This is a genomic window from Plantactinospora siamensis, from assembly GCF_042434095.1.
Classification (GTDB): Bacteria; Actinomycetota; Actinomycetes; order Mycobacteriales; family Micromonosporaceae; genus KBS50.
On record NZ_JBHLUE010000018.1, the window covers coordinates 1 to 15,240 of the forward strand.

Genomic DNA, 15,240 nt, shown 5'->3' on the forward strand with positions numbered 1-15,240 from the left:
GGAGTTGCCGCCGTTGGTGACGGTGATGTTCTCGGTCAGGCCGGTGTTCCAGGCGTTGACCGCGTCGGTGACCCGGCAGCCACCGGGCGGCGGCGGGTTCGTGGTCGGCGGCGCGGTCGTCGGCGGCGCGGTCGTGGGCGGAGTGGTGGTCGGCGGCGCCGTGGTGGGCGGCGGCGGGTTGCCGCCGGGGTAGTTCGTGCTGGCGCTGTTCAGGGCGTCGAGGACGGAGTTGTAGGCCGCCTTCTTGTTGCCGTTGCCGTCGAACAGCAGCGGGTTGTCACCGCTGCGCCACGAGTCGCTGTCCCGGATGCCCCAGACGGTGATGCCGGCGCAGCGCGGAACGTTGGTGCAGGCGCGTACGGTGTTGGCGTACTGGGTGGTGCCGGCCTGGGCGATGTCCAGCTCGGTCAGTTGGACGTCGACGCCGAGGTTGGCGAAGTTGGTCAGGGTCGTCTGGAAGTTCGACGGCGGGCCGCCGGTGCCGAAGTGGCTCTGGAAGCCGACGCAGTCGATCGGGACGCCGCGGGACTTGAAGTCCTTGACCATGCTGTAGACGCCCTGCGTCTTGGCCGCGTTCCAGTCCTCGATGTTGTAGTCGTTGTAGCACAGCTTGGCGGCCGGATCGGCGTTACGCGCGGTGCGGAACGCCTCCTCGATGAACCCGTTGCCGAGCACGTTCTGGAAGACCGAGCTGCGGTGCTGGGTGCTGCCGTCGGCGAACGCCTCGTTCACCACGTCCCAGGCGTAGATCTTGCCCTTCCAGTGCGTCATCTCCTGCGTGATGTGGTTGTCCATCACGCTGCGCAGGGTGGTCGCGTCGTTGATCGAGCTGACCCAGCTGGGCAGCTGGGAGTGCCACACCGTGGTGTGCCCGCGCATCCGCTGGCCGTGCGCGAGCGCGTGGTTGACGATCTGGTCGCCCGGGCCGAAGTTGAAGTTGCCGCGGGACGGCTCGACCGTGTCCCACTTCATCTCGTTCTCCGGCGTGATCATGTTGAACTCACGGTCGAGGATCGACGAGTAGGTGGAGTTGCTCAGCTTGCCGGCGGCCACCGCCGTACCGAAGTAGCGGCCCGACTGCGCGGCGGCCGCGCCGAGGGTCGTCGCGGCGCTGGCGCTGGAGGCCACCAGCAGCGTTGCCGTGACGGCCGCGGCGCCCGCGGCGAGGGAGCCCAGCGTGAGCCGGAGGCGGCGCCGGGATCGTCGCCCGCCGGTGGCGGGTCCGGATCTGGAGTCCATGTCATTCTGCCTTTCTCGGATTGGTCGGCGGGCGGGTGGTGGCCGCGCCGACGGCTCGGGGGGTGTGCGGGGTGGGCGGGTGCGTGGGGCGCCCGCCCAGCCGCCGGAGCCGGGTGCCGCCCGAGGCCCCCGCGCCGCCGTGCGGCGACGCGGAGGCGTCGGACCCCGATCCCGGCAAGGTCATCCGGTTGTGAGGTCGAAGCGGTTGACGGTGACGCTGCCGCCGAGGGCCTGGGTGGCGTAGTTGAAGATGCCGTACCGGTAGCCCATGAAGAACGGCCAGTTGTTGTCGAGGGTGTACGCCGGGCCGAGGCTGAGGAAGTTGACCCCGTCGGTGCTGTAGGAGAACTTCGCCTGCCGGCCGCTGCCGGGTCTGATGTCGGCGTTCACCCGCAGCCAGATCCGGCCGCCGGACACCGCCGCGCTGGCCCGTTCGGTGCCGGTGCTGGTGGTGTTCCAGTTGCTGTCCATGGCCAGCCCGTCGGTCATCGAGACCCGGGTCTGCCCGCTGTCCTTCCGGACGCCGATCCAGGCCGAGTACTGCCGGAGCATCGACAGCCCGGTCCGGTCACCGTCGCGCAACTGCGAGTAGTCCAGCTGAACGGTGGCCGTCGAGGTCGGCCCCTGGATCCGGTGCGTCAACGTGTTCCGCGCCGAGTAGAGGTCGCTGGTGACGGTGGCCGTCTGCAGCCGCAGCCCGTTGTTGACGGTGAACTTCGTGGTGTCCGGGTTGTGGTTCCACTCCCACCGCGGGTCGAGGGAGGGCCCGGGGAAGGTGTCCGGGCCGATCATCGACTTCACGTCCCGCGGCGGTCGCGGCACGTTCGGGTACGGGTACGAGGCGCCCCAGCCGCCGTTCACGGTCTGGATCGACGGCCAGCCGTCGCTGGACCAGTTGATCGGCGCCAGCACCGGGATCCGGCCGCCCGGGTACGCGTCGACGAACGCCATGTAGTACCAGGCGCCGTTCTGGGTCTGCACCAGGCCGCCCTGGTGCGGCACCCCGGCTCCGGAGACCGGGGTCGGCATGTTCAGCAGCACCTGCCGGGCCTCGTACGGTCCCCACGGGCTGGTCGAGCGCAGCACGTACTGCCCGTTCGCCGGGTGCGTGGTCCAGATGTAGTAGTAGTTGCCCCGCTTGTAGAACCGGGAGCCCTCCAGGGTGCCGATGTTCGACGGTGCCGAGTAGACCTGCTGGTGCTTCACCTCGGTGGTGCCGTCGGCCGACAGCTGCGCCACGCTGAGCTGGGTGTTGCCGTACGCCACGTACATCGTGTCGTTGTCGTCGATCAGCAGCCCGGCGTCGTAGTAGCAGTTGTTGATCCGGGCCTTCTTCGACCACGTGCCGTCCACGGCCGAGGCCGTGTAGACGTACGTCCGGTTGAACTCCACGCAGCCCAGCCAGTAGTACGTGCTGTTGCTCTTGCGGTAGTTGAGCGCCGAGGCCCAGATTCCCTTGATGTACGCCCGGCCGCCGACCATGTTGTAGGCGCCTGAGTCGAAGTCCAGCGATGGCACCGAGTGGCCGGCGTACTCCCAGTGCACCAGGTCGTAGGAGCGCAGGATCGGCGCGCCCGGCGAGTAGTGCATGGTCGAGGCCGAGTAGTAGTACGTGTCGCCCACCCGGATGATGTCGCCGTCCGCGAAGTCCTGCCAGACGACGGGGTTGGTGTACGTCGACGCCGGCGGCCACGGCCCGGTGGTGGGCGGGGCCGAGGTGGGCGGGGTCGAGGTGGGCGGGGCGGAGGTCGGCGGTTCCGAGGTGGGCGGCGCCGACGTGGGCGGCGCCGATGTCGGGGGAGTCGAGGTGGGCGGCGCCGAGGTCGGCGGGACGGGCCCGTTGCACTGGGTGCCGTTCAGGACGAAGTTCGTGGGCGCCGGGTTGCTGCCGTTCTGCGATCCGTTGAAGCCGAACGACACGGTGGCGCCGGTGCCGATGGCGCCGTTGTACGACACGTTCCTGGCCGTCACCGCGGCGCCGGACTGGGTGATGGTGGCGTTCCAGTACTGGCCGACCGTCTGCCCGGCGGCGTACGACCAGGTCAGCGTCCAGCTGCTCACCGGGTCACCGAGATTGGTGATGTCCACGTTCGCGCCGAACCCGCCCTGCCACTCGCTGCTGACCGTGTACCTCACCTGGCAACCGGTCGCGGCCTGGGCGGAGGTGGCGAACGCGGCGCCGGTGGCGCTCAGCACGCCGGCCATCGTGGCCGCCAGCAGGAGCCTTCTTCGGGTGCGTTGCACGTCTGTCCTCCAGGGTGGCTTGGCTCAGCCCGCGGCGCAGCGCAGGGTGGGGGCGGTGTTGCTGCCGTTGACGCTGCCGAGGAACCCGAACTGGGCGCTGGCCCCGGCCGACAGCGTGCCGTTGTAGCTGACGTTGCGGGCCGTCACGGAGCTGCCCGACTGGGTGATGGTGGCGCTCCAGTACTGGGTGACGCTCTGCCCGTTGGCCCACTGCCAGGTCACGGTCCAGGACGAGATGGCCGAGCTGCCGGCCGTGACGGTGACGGTGGCCTGGAACCCGCCCTGCCACTGCCCGGCCAGCGCGTAGCTGGCGGTGCAGCCGCCATCCCCGGCCGGCGGGGACGAGGGGGGCGGGGACGAGGGGGGCGGGGACGAGGGCGGCGGGGACGAGGGCGGCGGGGATGACGGCGGCGGGCTGGACGGCGGCGGCGAGCTCGGGCCGCCGGCGTCGATGCTGCCGGGGACCGCGCGCAGCGCGTTGTACCAGACGGCGGCCATCTTGTCGTAGCCGTTCGCGGTCGGGTGGATCCCGTCGGTGAGGTCGGCCGTGGTGAGCGCCGAGTGCATGTCGACGAGGTGGACGTGCTTGCCGGCGTTCGCCTTGCTCTGCACGATCCCCGGGATCGCCGCGTTGAACGTGCGGACGGCCGATTCCTGGCCCGAGTTGGCCAGCGGGATGATCTGCGCGACGAACACCTCGGCGGTCGGGGCGGTGCTGGTGATGTGGTCGATCAGGGTGGAGAGCCGGTTCGGCGCGGTGGAGACGTTGTAGTTCTGCAGGATGTCGTTGGTGCCGATGTGCAGCAGCACCGAGTGCGGGTTGTAGCTGCGCAGCCAGCCGGTGATGTTGGCGTCGATCTGGTCGATCCGCCAGCCGGGGTGGCCCTCGTGGTCATGGTCGCCGAGGTTGCTCGGACCGTTGTACTGGGAGCCGACGAAGTCCACCCGGTAGCCGCCGGAGCTGAGGCGTTGCCAGAGGCCGATCCGGTAGCCGCCGGGCACCTGGGTGCCCTCGGTGATCGAGTCGCCGAGCGGCATCACCCGTACCCCGCCGTTGGACTCGGCGCTGGCCGTGCCGGTCGCCGCGGCCGTGCCGGCCGCGGCCATCGCGGCGGTGAGCGCCGCGGCCAGAAACCAGCGCCGTCGGCTCCGGGGCGCGGCAACGGGGGTACGGGGTGCGGTGTCGGGGCTGGGCGGTGGGCGCATCGCGGGGTCCTTCCGTCGCGGGCCGGGTGGCCGCGGGTAGCCGGTGTGCTGGCGGTGCCGGGTCGTCCGCCGGCGTCGGGTGGGAACCCGTGCGGTAACCGGAAGGGGGCTGCCGTCGTGGCGGCGTCGTCCGGCGTCCGCGTGCGCGCTTGGCGTCGGCGGGCGGCCCGGACAGGTCACCGAGAAGAAGGTCGGATGATTACCGCGTACCTTCGGGTTGTCGGCGATCCCGAGGGGAGCGTGCCCTTCGCTCCTGGCCGGAAAGATAGCATGTTATCGATAACATGCTCAACCGGCGGCCGGGCGAGCCGGCCGGCCGAGCATGGCGGTTCCGCGCGATTCCGCCCGGTTTCGGCGCAGTACGCTGTCCCGGCGACCGCACCGACCCGGGGGAGCCCGCCGATGACCAGTCCCGCAGGAATCACCGTTCGCGCCGCCGAGCCGGCGGACCTGGACCCGCTCGTGGACCTGGTCGAGGCCGCCTATCGGGGGGAGCGCAGCCGGGTCGGCTGGACCCACGAGGCGGATCTGCTCGCCGGCCAGCGGGTGGACGCGGAGATGGTCGGCGCGGCGCTCGCGCATCCGCACGGGGTGGTACTGGTGGCCGAGGACGGCGCCGGCATCGTCGGCTGCTGCCAGCTCGAACACCGGGACGACCACACCTACTTCGGCATGTTCGCGATCTCGCCCGACCGGCAGCGCGGCGGGCTGGGCCGCGCCCTGCTGGCCGAGGCCGAGCGGTACGCCCGGGATGTCTGGGACGCCGCCGAGCTGCGGATGACGGTCATCCGGCAGCGGACCGACCTGATCGCCTGGTATGAGCGCCGGGGCTACAGCCGCACCGGCGAGACCAGCCCGTTCCCGTACGGCGACGAGCGGTTCGGCGTACCCCTGCGGCCCGATCTGGAGTTCGAGACGTTGACCAGGAAGATCGGCTGACCCGCCGGTCCCGCGAAACGGTGGTCCGGGACCGATGACTTCCGGCCCGGCCGGCGGTCTAATCCCAGACGGGGGTCAACCGGACCACGAAAGGATGCGGACATGACCGGTGTACGGGTACTCGTCGGCACGCGCAAGGGCGCCTTCACGCTGACCTCGGACGGGGGGCGGGGCGACTGGACCGTGGACGGCCCCCACTTCGCCGGATGGGAGATCTACCATCTCACCGGCTCGCCCGCCGACCCGGACCGGCTGTACGCGTCCCAGTCCGGCGGCTGGTTCGGGCAGCTCATCCAGCGTTCGGAGGACGGCGGCCGGACCTGGTCCGCGGTCGGCAACGACTTCGGGTACGCCGGCGAGGTGGGCCAGCACCTTTGGTACGACGGCACTCCCCGGCCCTGGGAGTTCAAGCGCATCTGGCACCTCGAGCCGTCCCGGGAGGACCCCGACACGGTGTACGCGGGCGGGGAGGACGCGGCCCTCTACCTCACCCGCGACGGCGGCCAGAAGTGGGAGGAGCTGACCGGGCTGCGCAACCACCCCACCGGGTCCGGCTGGCAGCCCGGCGCGGGCGGCCTGTGCCTGCACACGATCATCCTGGACGCCGCCAACCGGGACCGGATCTACGTGGCCATCTCGGCCGCCGGCGCGTTCCGCAGCGACGACGGCGGGGTGAGCTGGCTGCCGATCAACAAGGGGCTCCGCTCCGGGGAGATCCCCGACCAGGACTCCGAGGTGGGCCACTGCGTGCACCGGATCGCCCAGCACCCGTCCCGGCCCGACACGCTGTTCATGCAGAAGCACTGGGACGTGATGCGCACGGACGACGCCGGCGGCAACTGGCGGGAGATCAGCGGCAACCTGCCCTCGGACTTCGGGTTCCCGATCGCCGTACACGCCCACGAGCCGGAGACCGTCTACGTGGTGCCGATCAAGAGCGACTCGGTGCACTTCCCGCCGGACGGCCGGCTGCGCGTCTACCGCAGCCGCACCGGCGGGGACGAGTGGGAGGCGCTGACCGAGGGCCTGCCGCAGTCGCACTGCTACGTCAACGTGCTGCGCGACGCCATGGCGGTCGACACCCTCGACCCCTGCGGGATCTACTTCGGCACCACCGGTGGCCAGGTCTATCACTCGGCCGACGGCGGGGACAGCTGGGCGCCGATCGTCCGGGACCTGCCGGCCGTGCTCTCCGTGGAAGCCCAGGTGCTGCCGTGATCCGCGTCGTCCTGCCGGCGCACCTGAAGAACCTCGCCCGGGTCAGCGGCGAGGTGCGGCTCGAGGTGGTCGGCGGCGACTCCGGCGCCGGACCGGTCACCCAGCGTGCCGTGCTGGACGCCCTCGAGGCGCGTTATCCGGTGCTGCTGGGCACCATGCGCGATCGGGGCACCGGCAAGCGCCGGCCGCTGGTCCGCTTTTACGCCTGCGAGGAGGACCTGTCCAACGACCCGCCCGACACGCCCCTGCCGGACCGGGTGGTGGCCGGCGCCGAGCCGTTCATCATTCTCGGGGCGATGGCGGGGGGATAGCGCCGCGGTCGGTGCGGGGGCTCCCCGACCCCCGCACCGACCCGGTGCACCCGGCCCGCACCGACCGGGTGGGCTCAGCCCTTCACCGACCCCGTGAGCCCGCCGACGATCCGCCGTTCGGCGGCCACGAAGAACAGCAGCGCCGGCAGCATGGAGACGCCGGTGAAGGCCAGGATCCGGGCCACATCCTGCGAGTACTGCGTCTGGAAGTTGGCCACCCCGAGCGGCAGGGTGAAATGGTTCGGGTCGCTGAACACGAGCAACGGCAACAGGTACGCGTTCCAGCTCGCCACGAACGCGAGCACGGCCACGGTGGCCAGCGCCGGCCGGGACAGCGGGAGCAGGATCCGCCAGAAGAAGATCAGCCGACTGGCACCGTCCACCACGGCCGCGTCCTCGATCTCGCCCGGAATGGCCCGCATGAACGGACGCAGGATGACGATCGTGATCGGCAGCGCGAACGCGGCCTCGGGCAGCGCCACCCCGATCGGGTTCTCCAGCAGGCCGATCTGCCGCAGCAACAGGTACAGCGGCAGCGCGGCCGCGGTGACCGGGAACAGCAGGCCCACGGTGAACAGCGCGTACAGCGCCTCCCGGCCGCGGAAGGCGTACCGGGACAGCGCGAACGCGGCCATGGCGCCCAGTGCCACGGCCAGCCCGGTGGCGAGCACGGCGATCAGGGCGCTGTTGCCGAGCAGCCGCCAGAAGTAGTCGGTGCCGGCCACCGAGCCGTAGTTCTCACCGATCCAGGGGTTCGGCAGCCCGACCGGATCGTCGTTGATCTGGGCGTTGGTGCGGAAGCCGCCGACGATGGTGAACAGCAGCGGCACCACCGTCACCCCGATCACCACGATGGCGACCAGGTAGGCGAGCAGGTTGCCCGGCCGCTGGCGGCGACCGGCCGGCCCGGCCCGGCCGCCCCGGTCGGCGGACCCGTTCCGCCGGGCCTCGGCCGGCCGTGTGTCGGTGACCATGCTCATCCCCCCACCATCCGGGTCAGCGCCCCCTCGGTGTCCCTGCGCAGCACGAAGCGCTGGTAGAGCAGGGCGAAAACGAAGCAGATCAGGAACAACACCACCGACACCGCGCTGCCGTAGCCGAACTGGTAACGCTTGAAGCCGTGGTCGACCAGGTATGTGGCCATCGTTGCCGAACCGTTGGCCGGACCGCCCAGGGTCATGATCCAGACGATGTCGAACAGTTGCAGCGAGCCGATGATCGACAGGAAGATCCAGATCCGGATGGTCGGGCCGAGCAGCGGAAGGGTGACCCGCCGGGTGGCCTGCCAGGGGCTGGCGCCGTCGATGGCCGCGGCCTCGTGCAGTTCGCTGGGGATGCCCTGCAGCCCGGCCAGCAGCAGGATGATGCCCCAGCCGATGTACTTCCAGGTGATCACCACGAACAGCGTGTAAAGCACGATCTTGCTGTCGGCCAGCCACTGGTGGACCAGGCCGCCCAGGCCGAGCCCCCGCAGCATCCGGTCGACGAACCCGTCCGGCTGGAGCATGAGCGACCAGACCACCGCGGTGATCGCCTCGGAGAGCACGTACGGCGCGAACACCACCAGCCGCAGCCCGGCCCGGCCCCGGATGCGCCGGTTGAGCAGCAGGGCCAGCCCGATCGACAGCGGCAGCTGGAGCGCCACCGACAGGACCGCGATGATGATGTTGTGCCCGATGGCCTCCCGGAAGACGTCGTCGGTGAGCGCTCGCCGGTAGTTGTCGAACCCCACCACGTCCTGCGGCGGCCCGAAGCCGGTCCACTTGTAGACGCTGTAGTAGACGGCCACGCCGATCGGCAGGATCACGAAGCCGACGAACAGCGCCAGCGCGGGCGCCAGCAGCAGGGTCAGCTCGGCGCGCCGGCCAAACTTGCCGGGCTGGCCGGTCGGTGCCCGTCCCGGGCCGGCCGGCCGCGGAGCTCCGCGGCCGGCCGGGTCCGCAGGGGCGGGCGTGGCGGTCGGGCGACGGCCCGTCCGGTTCACCATCGCGGCCTCACTGGTCCGCGGCCGCCTTGTTGGCCGCCGCCACGATGCTCTCCGGGGTGCCCTGGCCGGCGAAGAAGTTCGCGATGGCGTCATTCAGCGCCTGGCCGACGCTGGTGGGCAGGGCCCGGTCGAAGTACATCGCCAGGTACGGCGCGGACTGCATCGAGTTCAGCACCTGCTTGAGCGAGGCGTCCGTGACCGCGCTGTTGGCCGCCGGGTTGGCCGGCAACGTCGCGGTCTGGCTCTGCACCAGCTTGGTCTGCACCTCGGTGCTGAGCATGTACTTCAGGAAGTCGGGGCAGGCCGAGGTCGCCTTGGTGGTGCAGGAATAGCCGTCGCCGCCGCCGAGCACCGCCTTCGGGTCACCGGCGCCGCCGTTGACCGCCGGGAAGGGGAACCAGCCGAGCTTCGACGCGTAGGCCTTGTCCTTCGTCAGCGGGATCATGGTGGGCAGTTCCCAGTCGCCCTGCAGCTCCATGGCGGCCTTTCCGTTGGCCACCAGGCCGGCCGAGCTGCCGGCGCCCTGCTGGGCGGAGGCGCCCAGGAAGGCGTTCTGGAACGGCTTGGTGTCCAGCAGGGCCTTCAGGTCCTGACCGGCCTTGACGAAGCACGGATCTTCCAGCTTGATGTTCTTCATCGAGGACTGCAGGACGTCCTTCGAGCACTCGCGTACGGCGAAGTAGTCCCACCAGAAGGCGTCCGGCCACTTGTCCTTGCCGCCCAGCGCCACCGGGGCGATGTTGGCCGCCTTGAGCTTGGCCACGGCCGCGTTGAACTCGTCCATCGTGGTCGGCGGCGCCTGGATGCCGGCCCTGGCGAACAGGTCCTTGCGGTACCAGAAGCCGACCGCGTGCAGGTCGAACGGGACGCCGTACCACTTGCCGTCGACCTGCCAGGCCTCCGCGGCCTTGCCGAGGCCGCCGACCCAGTCGGAGATGGAGCCGCTCATGTCCATGAGCTTCCCCGAGGCGAGCTGGGTCCGTTCGTCGCCGCCGCCCCACTGCTGGAAGATGCTGGGCGGGTCGCTGGACTGCAGCGCCAGCGGCACCTTCGTGCTGAACTGCTCGTTCTGCAGTGGCTCCACCTTGAAGCTGACGTCCGAGTGGGCGGCGTGGTAGCCGTCGGCCACCGACTGCCAGACACTCTTGGCCGGGTCGTTGGTGCCGTTGTGCCACCAGGTGAGTGTCACCGGGCCGCTCGCTTCGGTTGGCTTGTCGGAACTCGACGAGCAGCCGGCCAGGGCCGTCGCCATGAGTACCGTAAGCGCTGACGCGAGCGCACCCCACCTGCGGTGAATGCGCGTATTGGCTGTCATGTGGCTCATCTCCCGGGGGTGTGTAAGTCGGCCGGGGGCCTTCATAGCCGGAGAGTCTGCGCCGCCGCACGCGTCGATGTCAATCGTTGTCGATAACGTTATCGAAGGATATTCTCGCGCCGTGGAGTTGACTCCCCGGGTGACCATCCGTGACGTCGCCCAGCGCGCTGGCGTGTCGGTGGCGACCGTGTCCAAGGTGATAAACGGCCGGTACGGCGTCTCCGCCGCCACGGCCGCGCACGTGCAGGCGGTGATCCGCCAGGTCGGGTACGAGGCCAGCCTGGTGGCGCAGAGCCTGCGCAACCACCGGACCAACGTCATCGGCATCCTCGTGGCCGACCTGGAGCCGTTCAGCACCGAGCTGCTCAAGGGGGCCGCCGACGGGATCCGGGACAGCGGCTTCGAGTTGGTGGTGTACTCGGCCGGCGGCCGGGCCACCGACCACGAGGGCTGGGAGCGGCGGTACCTCTCCCGGCTGTCCGGCACCCTCATCGACGGCGCCATCCTGGTCACCCCGACGGTGGTGGACGTCAGCCACGGATCGCCGGTGGTGGCCGTCGACCCGCACGCCGGCTCCACCGAGCTGCCCACGGTGGACTCGGACAACCTCAAGGGCGCCCGGCTGGCCGTGGAATACCTGCTCGGCCTGGGTCACCGGCGGATCGCCATGCTCACCGGCCGGCCCGACCTGCAGTCGGTGCAGCTGCGCGAGGACGGCTACCGGCAGGCTATGGCCGCGGCCGGCATCCCGGTCACCGAGGACCTGGTCCGGGTGGGCGGCTTCGAGGCCGACCAGGCCGCCCGGGCCGCGCGCGAGCTGCTCACCGCCGAGGACCCGCCGACCGCGGTCTTCGCGGCCAACGACGTGTCGGCCATCGTCACCGTGACCGCCGCCGCCCAGCTGGGCCTGCGGGTGCCGGCCGACCTGTCCGTCGTCGGGTTCGACAACGTCCCCGAGTCGGTCCTCTGCGTGCCCCCACTGACCACGGTGGAGCAGCCGATCCACGAGATGGGTCGGTTGGCCACCCGGATGCTCATCAAGCTCATCCGCGGCGAGCCGGTCGACCGGCCGCACGTCACGCTGGACACCAAACTGATCGTGCGGCAGTCCAGCGCCGCCCCGCCAGCCCGGTCGAACTGAATGGACCCCACCGTGTCTCTGGACAGCAGCCTCACCACCGGCGCCTGGCGTGACGCCAGCCTTCCCACCGCCGACCGGGTCGACGACCTGATCTCCCGGATGACCCTCCGGGAGAAGGTCGCCCAGCTGTACGGAGTGTGGGTGGACGTCGACGCGTCCGGCGGCGTGGTGGCGCCGCGCCAGCAGAGCCACTCGGCGCAGCTGGCCGACTGGCAGGAGGTCATCGGGCACGGCGTCGGGCAGGTCACCCGCGCCTACGGCACCGCGCCGGTGGCCCCGCTCGACGGCGCCCGCCGGCTGGCCGGGCTGCAGCAGCGGATCGCCGCGGCCAACCGCTTCGGGCTGCCGGCCCAGGTGCACGAGGAGTGCCTGACCGGCCTGGCCGCGTGGCAGGCCACGGTGTATCCGGCCCCGCTGTGCTGGGGCGCGAGCTTCGACCCGGAACTCGTGGAGGCGATGGGCGCCCAGATCGGCTCGCTGCTGCGCCGGCTCGGTGTGCACCAGGGCCTCGCCCCCGTCCTCGACGTGGTCCGCGACCTGCGGTGGGGGCGGGTCGAGGAGACCATCGGCGAGGACCCGCACCTGGTCGGCACCATCGGCAGCGCGTACGTGCGCGGGCTGGAGTCCGCCGGCGTGGTGGCCACGCTCAAGCACTTCGCCGGATACTCGGCCAGCCGGGCCGGCCGCAACCTGGCACCCGTCTCGATCGGTCGGCGGGAACTGCACGACGTGCTCCTGCCGCCGTTCGAGATGGCGTTGCGCGCCGGCGCGCGGTCGGTGATGAACAGCTACTGCGACATCGACGGCGTGCCCGTGGCCGCCGATCCGCAGCTGCTCACCGACCTGCTCCGGACGGCGTACGGCTTCACCGGCACCGTCGTGTCCGACTACTTCGCGGTGGCCTTCCTGCACGAGCTGCACGGCGTGGCCGCCGGCCCGGGCGCGGCCGCCGGCCAGGCCCTCGCGGCCGGCATCGACGTCGAGCTGCCGGCCGTCGACTGCTACGGCGAGCCGTTGCTGGCCGAGCTGGCGGCCGGCCGGGTCGACGAGGCTCTGGTGGACCGCGCGCTGCGCCGGGTGCTGGCCCAGAAGTGCGAGCTGGGCCTGCTCGACGACGACTGGTCGGCCGAGCCGCCGCTGCTCGACGAGCCCGACCCGGCGCCGCTGGACGACGCGCCGTCGCGGGACCTCGCCCGCCGGCTCGCCCGGCGCTCGATCGTGCTGCTCCGTAACGAGACAGCCGGGTCGGACGGCACGCCCGTGCTTCCGCTGGGCCCCGGCCTCCGGCTCGCCGTGGTCGGCCCGAACGCGGACACCGCGGCCGGCATGCTGGGCTGCTACTCGTTCCCCCGGCACGTGGGCGTCCATCATCCGGAGCTGGCCACCGGCGTCGAGATCCCGACGCTGCTGGCGGCGCTGCGCGCCGACCAGGCCGGCTACCGGGTCGAGCACGCCCCGGGCTGTCCGGTGCTCGGCGGTGACGACGAGGGGATCGCCGAGGCGGCCCGGGTGGCCGCCGCGGCCGACGTCTGCGTCGCGGTCCTCGGCGACGCCGCGGCGCTGTTCGGCGGCGGCACGTCGGGGGAGGGCTGCGACGCCACCGACCTCCGGCTGCCCGGCCGGCAGGAGGAGCTGCTGGAGGCCGTCCTGGCCACCGGCACCCCGGTGGTCCTCGTGCTGCTGGCCGGCCGCCCGTACGAGCTGGGTCGGCAGGTGGACCGGTTGGCCGCGGCCGTCTGCGGCTTCTTTCCCGGCGAGGAGGGCGGGCCGGCGCTGGCCGATGTCCTCGCCGGTCGGATCGACCCGGCCGGCCGTCTGCCGGTGGGCTTCCCCGGCACCCCCGCCAGCCAGCCGGGCAGCTATCTCGGTCCGCGGCTGGCCGGCCCGAGCGACGTGAGCGCCGTGGATCCGACCGCCCTGTTCCCGTTCGGGCACGGGCTGTCGTACGCCCGGGCGACCTGGGGGGACGCGCGCCGGGAGTCCGGCCAGGCGTGGCCGACCGACGGCACCTGCGAGCTGTCGGTGACCCTGCACAACCAGGGCGCCGCCGAGACGAGCGAGGTGGTCCAGGTCTACCTGCATCAGCCGGTCGCCGAGGTGGCCCGGCCGCGCCAGCTGCTGGTGGCCGCGCCGCGGGTCGACCTGGCGCCGGGGGAGTGCCGCGAGGTTCGCGTCACCCTGCACGCCGATCTGACCTCCTACACCGGCCGGGCCGGCCGCCGGCTGGTCGACACCGGCGACGTCGAGCTGTGGGTCGGCCGGTCCAGCACGGACATCGAGGCGCGGCTGCCGTACACGCTGACCGGACCGCGCCGGTACGTCGGGCCCGACCGCGTCCTTGCCCCGCAGGTGCGGCAGTTGCCGGGTCGGTAGCCGGTCCGCCGTCGCGCGTACCCGCCGTCGGGCGGGCCTCGGCGACCCCGCTATCCGGCGGTGCGGGCCACCGCCAGGTAGGTGCGGAGAGTGGGGTCCGCCCCGCCGGACCAGTGCGGCGGCACCGGAGCCAGCCGGCCGAAGTTCGCGGCCGGCTGACCGGGTTCGGTGAGTTCACACCGGGGCCAGCCGGTCTCGGCCAGCAGCGCCGCCGGCCGGTCCGTGCAGAACGGTGCCGGCTCGCCGGCTCGCCGCCGCTGTTCGATCCACCCGCGAGTGCCCGGCAGCCCGAGCAGACCGGTGCCGAACAGGTCGGCGGCCAGGACCGCGCCCGCCTGGGACAGCTCCGCCGCCCGGACGAGCAGTCCGCGGACCGAGGCCGGATCGAGGTGGCACAGCAGGCCCTCGGCGAGCCACGCGGTGCGCCGGAGCGGGTCGAATCCGGCAGCGACCAACGGGTCCGTCCAGTCACCGCGGAAGTCGGCCGGTACCGCGACCCGCCGGCATGCCGGTCGAGCCGCGGCCGCCGCGAGCACCGTCTCCTTGTGGGACAGCGGCTCGGGCAGGTCCAGCTCGAACACCGTCAGGCGCCGGGGAAGCGGCAACCGGTATGCCCGCGTGTCCAGCCCGGCTCCCAGCAGCACGATCTGTTCGGCCCGGTCCACGTTGTCGAGCAGTACGTCGTCGAAGAAGCGCGTCCGCACCGGCAGGAACCGGTTCTCGCCAGACCCGGCGCGCTCGCTGGCCGTCAACCAGGCGGCCCCGGTGGATCCGGCCAGCGACTCGGCCCACGGATCGGCGAACAGCCGGTCCGCCCGGGCGGACTCCCGGGCTCTGGCGGCCGCGATCCAGGTCGCGGTGCCGGTCATCCGGACGTCGGGGTTCGCCATACCCGAACGCTAGTGCCGGTCCGGGAAGGCCCGCCGAGCGGCATCGAACACGTACGTGGATCCGGACGGCGACGGCGTCGGGGACGTCCGGGGCAGGCGCGGCCGGCGCGCGGCGCGGCGCGGCCCCGACCGCCGTCCGGGGCCGGGTAGGTTCGGCTCAGTGTCAGGGTGAGTGCTGCCGCTGTTTGCGGTGGTTGGGATCCTGGCCGTCGATGATCTGGCTCATAGGTTCGGTGCCGCCTGGTGGGGTTGGCTTTCATCCGTTGTGCCGGTCATCGGTGGTCAGGGCCGACCGGCGTGACTTGATAGGAGCGTGGCATCGCCCCCACTGAGGTGTGTCCGCCGGCCGGCCCAGCCGTCCCCGTCTCCTGGGAAGA

At 71.9% G+C, this 15,240-nt stretch carries 12 protein-coding genes; 5 read left to right on the forward strand and 7 right to left on the reverse strand.

All coding sequences use genetic code 11. The features are described 5' to 3' along the window. From ACFFHU_RS22275 to ACFFHU_RS22285, 3 genes are all read right to left on the reverse strand, one after another. Positions 1-1,239: glycoside hydrolase family 10 protein (locus ACFFHU_RS22275; protein WP_377341887.1), on the reverse strand; the 1,239-nt coding region annotated here is incomplete at its 3' end. Between the two features lie 180 nt (positions 1,240-1,419). Beyond that, entirely contained in the window at positions 1,420-3,444 is a 2,025-nt protein-coding gene (locus ACFFHU_RS22280) for a family 43 glycosylhydrolase (RefSeq protein WP_377341906.1), read from the reverse strand. Between the two features lie 63 nt (positions 3,445-3,507). After that, positions 3,508-4,590 (reverse strand): cellulose binding domain-containing protein, encoded by a 1,083-nt coding sequence (locus ACFFHU_RS22285; RefSeq protein ID WP_377341908.1) that lies wholly within the window; start codon positions 4,588-4,590, stop codon positions 3,508-3,510. A gap of 501 nt (positions 4,591-5,091) precedes the next feature. Between ACFFHU_RS22285 and ACFFHU_RS22290 the strand changes: the two genes are divergently transcribed. From ACFFHU_RS22290 to ACFFHU_RS22300, 3 genes are all read left to right on the forward strand, one after another. Next, a complete protein-coding gene (locus tag ACFFHU_RS22290; protein ID WP_377341889.1) occupies positions 5,092-5,628 on the forward strand; it encodes a GNAT family N-acetyltransferase in 537 nt (178 codons plus the stop codon). A 102-nt stretch (positions 5,629-5,730) separates the two neighbouring features. Next, a complete protein-coding gene (locus ACFFHU_RS22295; protein ID WP_377341891.1) occupies positions 5,731-6,846 on the forward strand; it encodes a WD40/YVTN/BNR-like repeat-containing protein in 1,116 nt (371 codons plus the stop codon). Next, the gene (locus tag ACFFHU_RS22300) at positions 6,843-7,157 is read left to right on the forward strand and encodes a MoaD/ThiS family protein (protein WP_377341894.1); all 315 of its coding nucleotides are present in this window, start codon (positions 6,843-6,845) and stop codon (positions 7,155-7,157) included. Before ACFFHU_RS22295 ends, ACFFHU_RS22300 begins: the two co-directional genes overlap by 4 nt. Before the next feature lie 74 nt (positions 7,158-7,231). Here the strand turns inward: ACFFHU_RS22300 and ACFFHU_RS22305 are convergent, their stop codons facing one another. The 3 genes from ACFFHU_RS22305 to ACFFHU_RS22315 are packed head-to-tail and all read right to left on the reverse strand — an operon-like array spanning position 7,232 to position 10,333. Beyond that, positions 7,232-8,137 carry a carbohydrate ABC transporter permease gene (locus ACFFHU_RS22305; RefSeq protein ID WP_377341895.1) on the reverse strand — a complete coding sequence of 302 codons (906 nt, stop codon included), beginning with the start codon at positions 8,135-8,137 and terminating at the stop codon, positions 7,232-7,234. Then, positions 8,134-9,144: a carbohydrate ABC transporter permease gene (locus ACFFHU_RS22310; protein WP_377341897.1), complete on the reverse strand. Its 1,011-nt coding sequence runs from the start codon at positions 9,142-9,144 to the stop codon at positions 8,134-8,136. The genes ACFFHU_RS22305 and ACFFHU_RS22310 overlap by 4 nt, the downstream gene beginning before the upstream one ends. A 7-nt stretch (positions 9,145-9,151) precedes the next feature. Continuing rightward, entirely contained in the window at positions 9,152-10,333 is a 1,182-nt protein-coding gene (locus ACFFHU_RS22315) for an ABC transporter substrate-binding protein (RefSeq protein ID WP_377341899.1), read from the reverse strand. Positions 10,334-10,580: 247 nt separating this feature from the next. Here ACFFHU_RS22315 and ACFFHU_RS22320 point away from each other — a divergent pair, with 247 nt between their 5' ends. Together ACFFHU_RS22320 and ACFFHU_RS22325 are read left to right on the forward strand one after the other, a co-directional pair. Beyond that, positions 10,581-11,600, forward strand: a complete 1,020-nt coding sequence (locus tag ACFFHU_RS22320; protein WP_377341901.1) for a LacI family DNA-binding transcriptional regulator — start codon at positions 10,581-10,583, stop codon at positions 11,598-11,600. A gap of 12 nt (positions 11,601-11,612) precedes the next feature. Continuing rightward, entirely contained in the window at positions 11,613-13,973 is a 2,361-nt protein-coding gene (locus tag ACFFHU_RS22325) for a beta-glucosidase family protein (protein WP_377341902.1), read from the forward strand. Between the two features lie 50 nt (positions 13,974-14,023). Here ACFFHU_RS22325 and ACFFHU_RS22330 read toward each other — a convergent pair whose 3' ends face one another. Further along, complete coding sequence (locus tag ACFFHU_RS22330; protein WP_377341904.1) at positions 14,024-14,863, reverse strand: class I SAM-dependent methyltransferase; 840 nt, start codon at positions 14,861-14,863, stop codon at positions 14,024-14,026. Between the last annotated feature and the right edge of the window lie 377 nt (positions 14,864-15,240).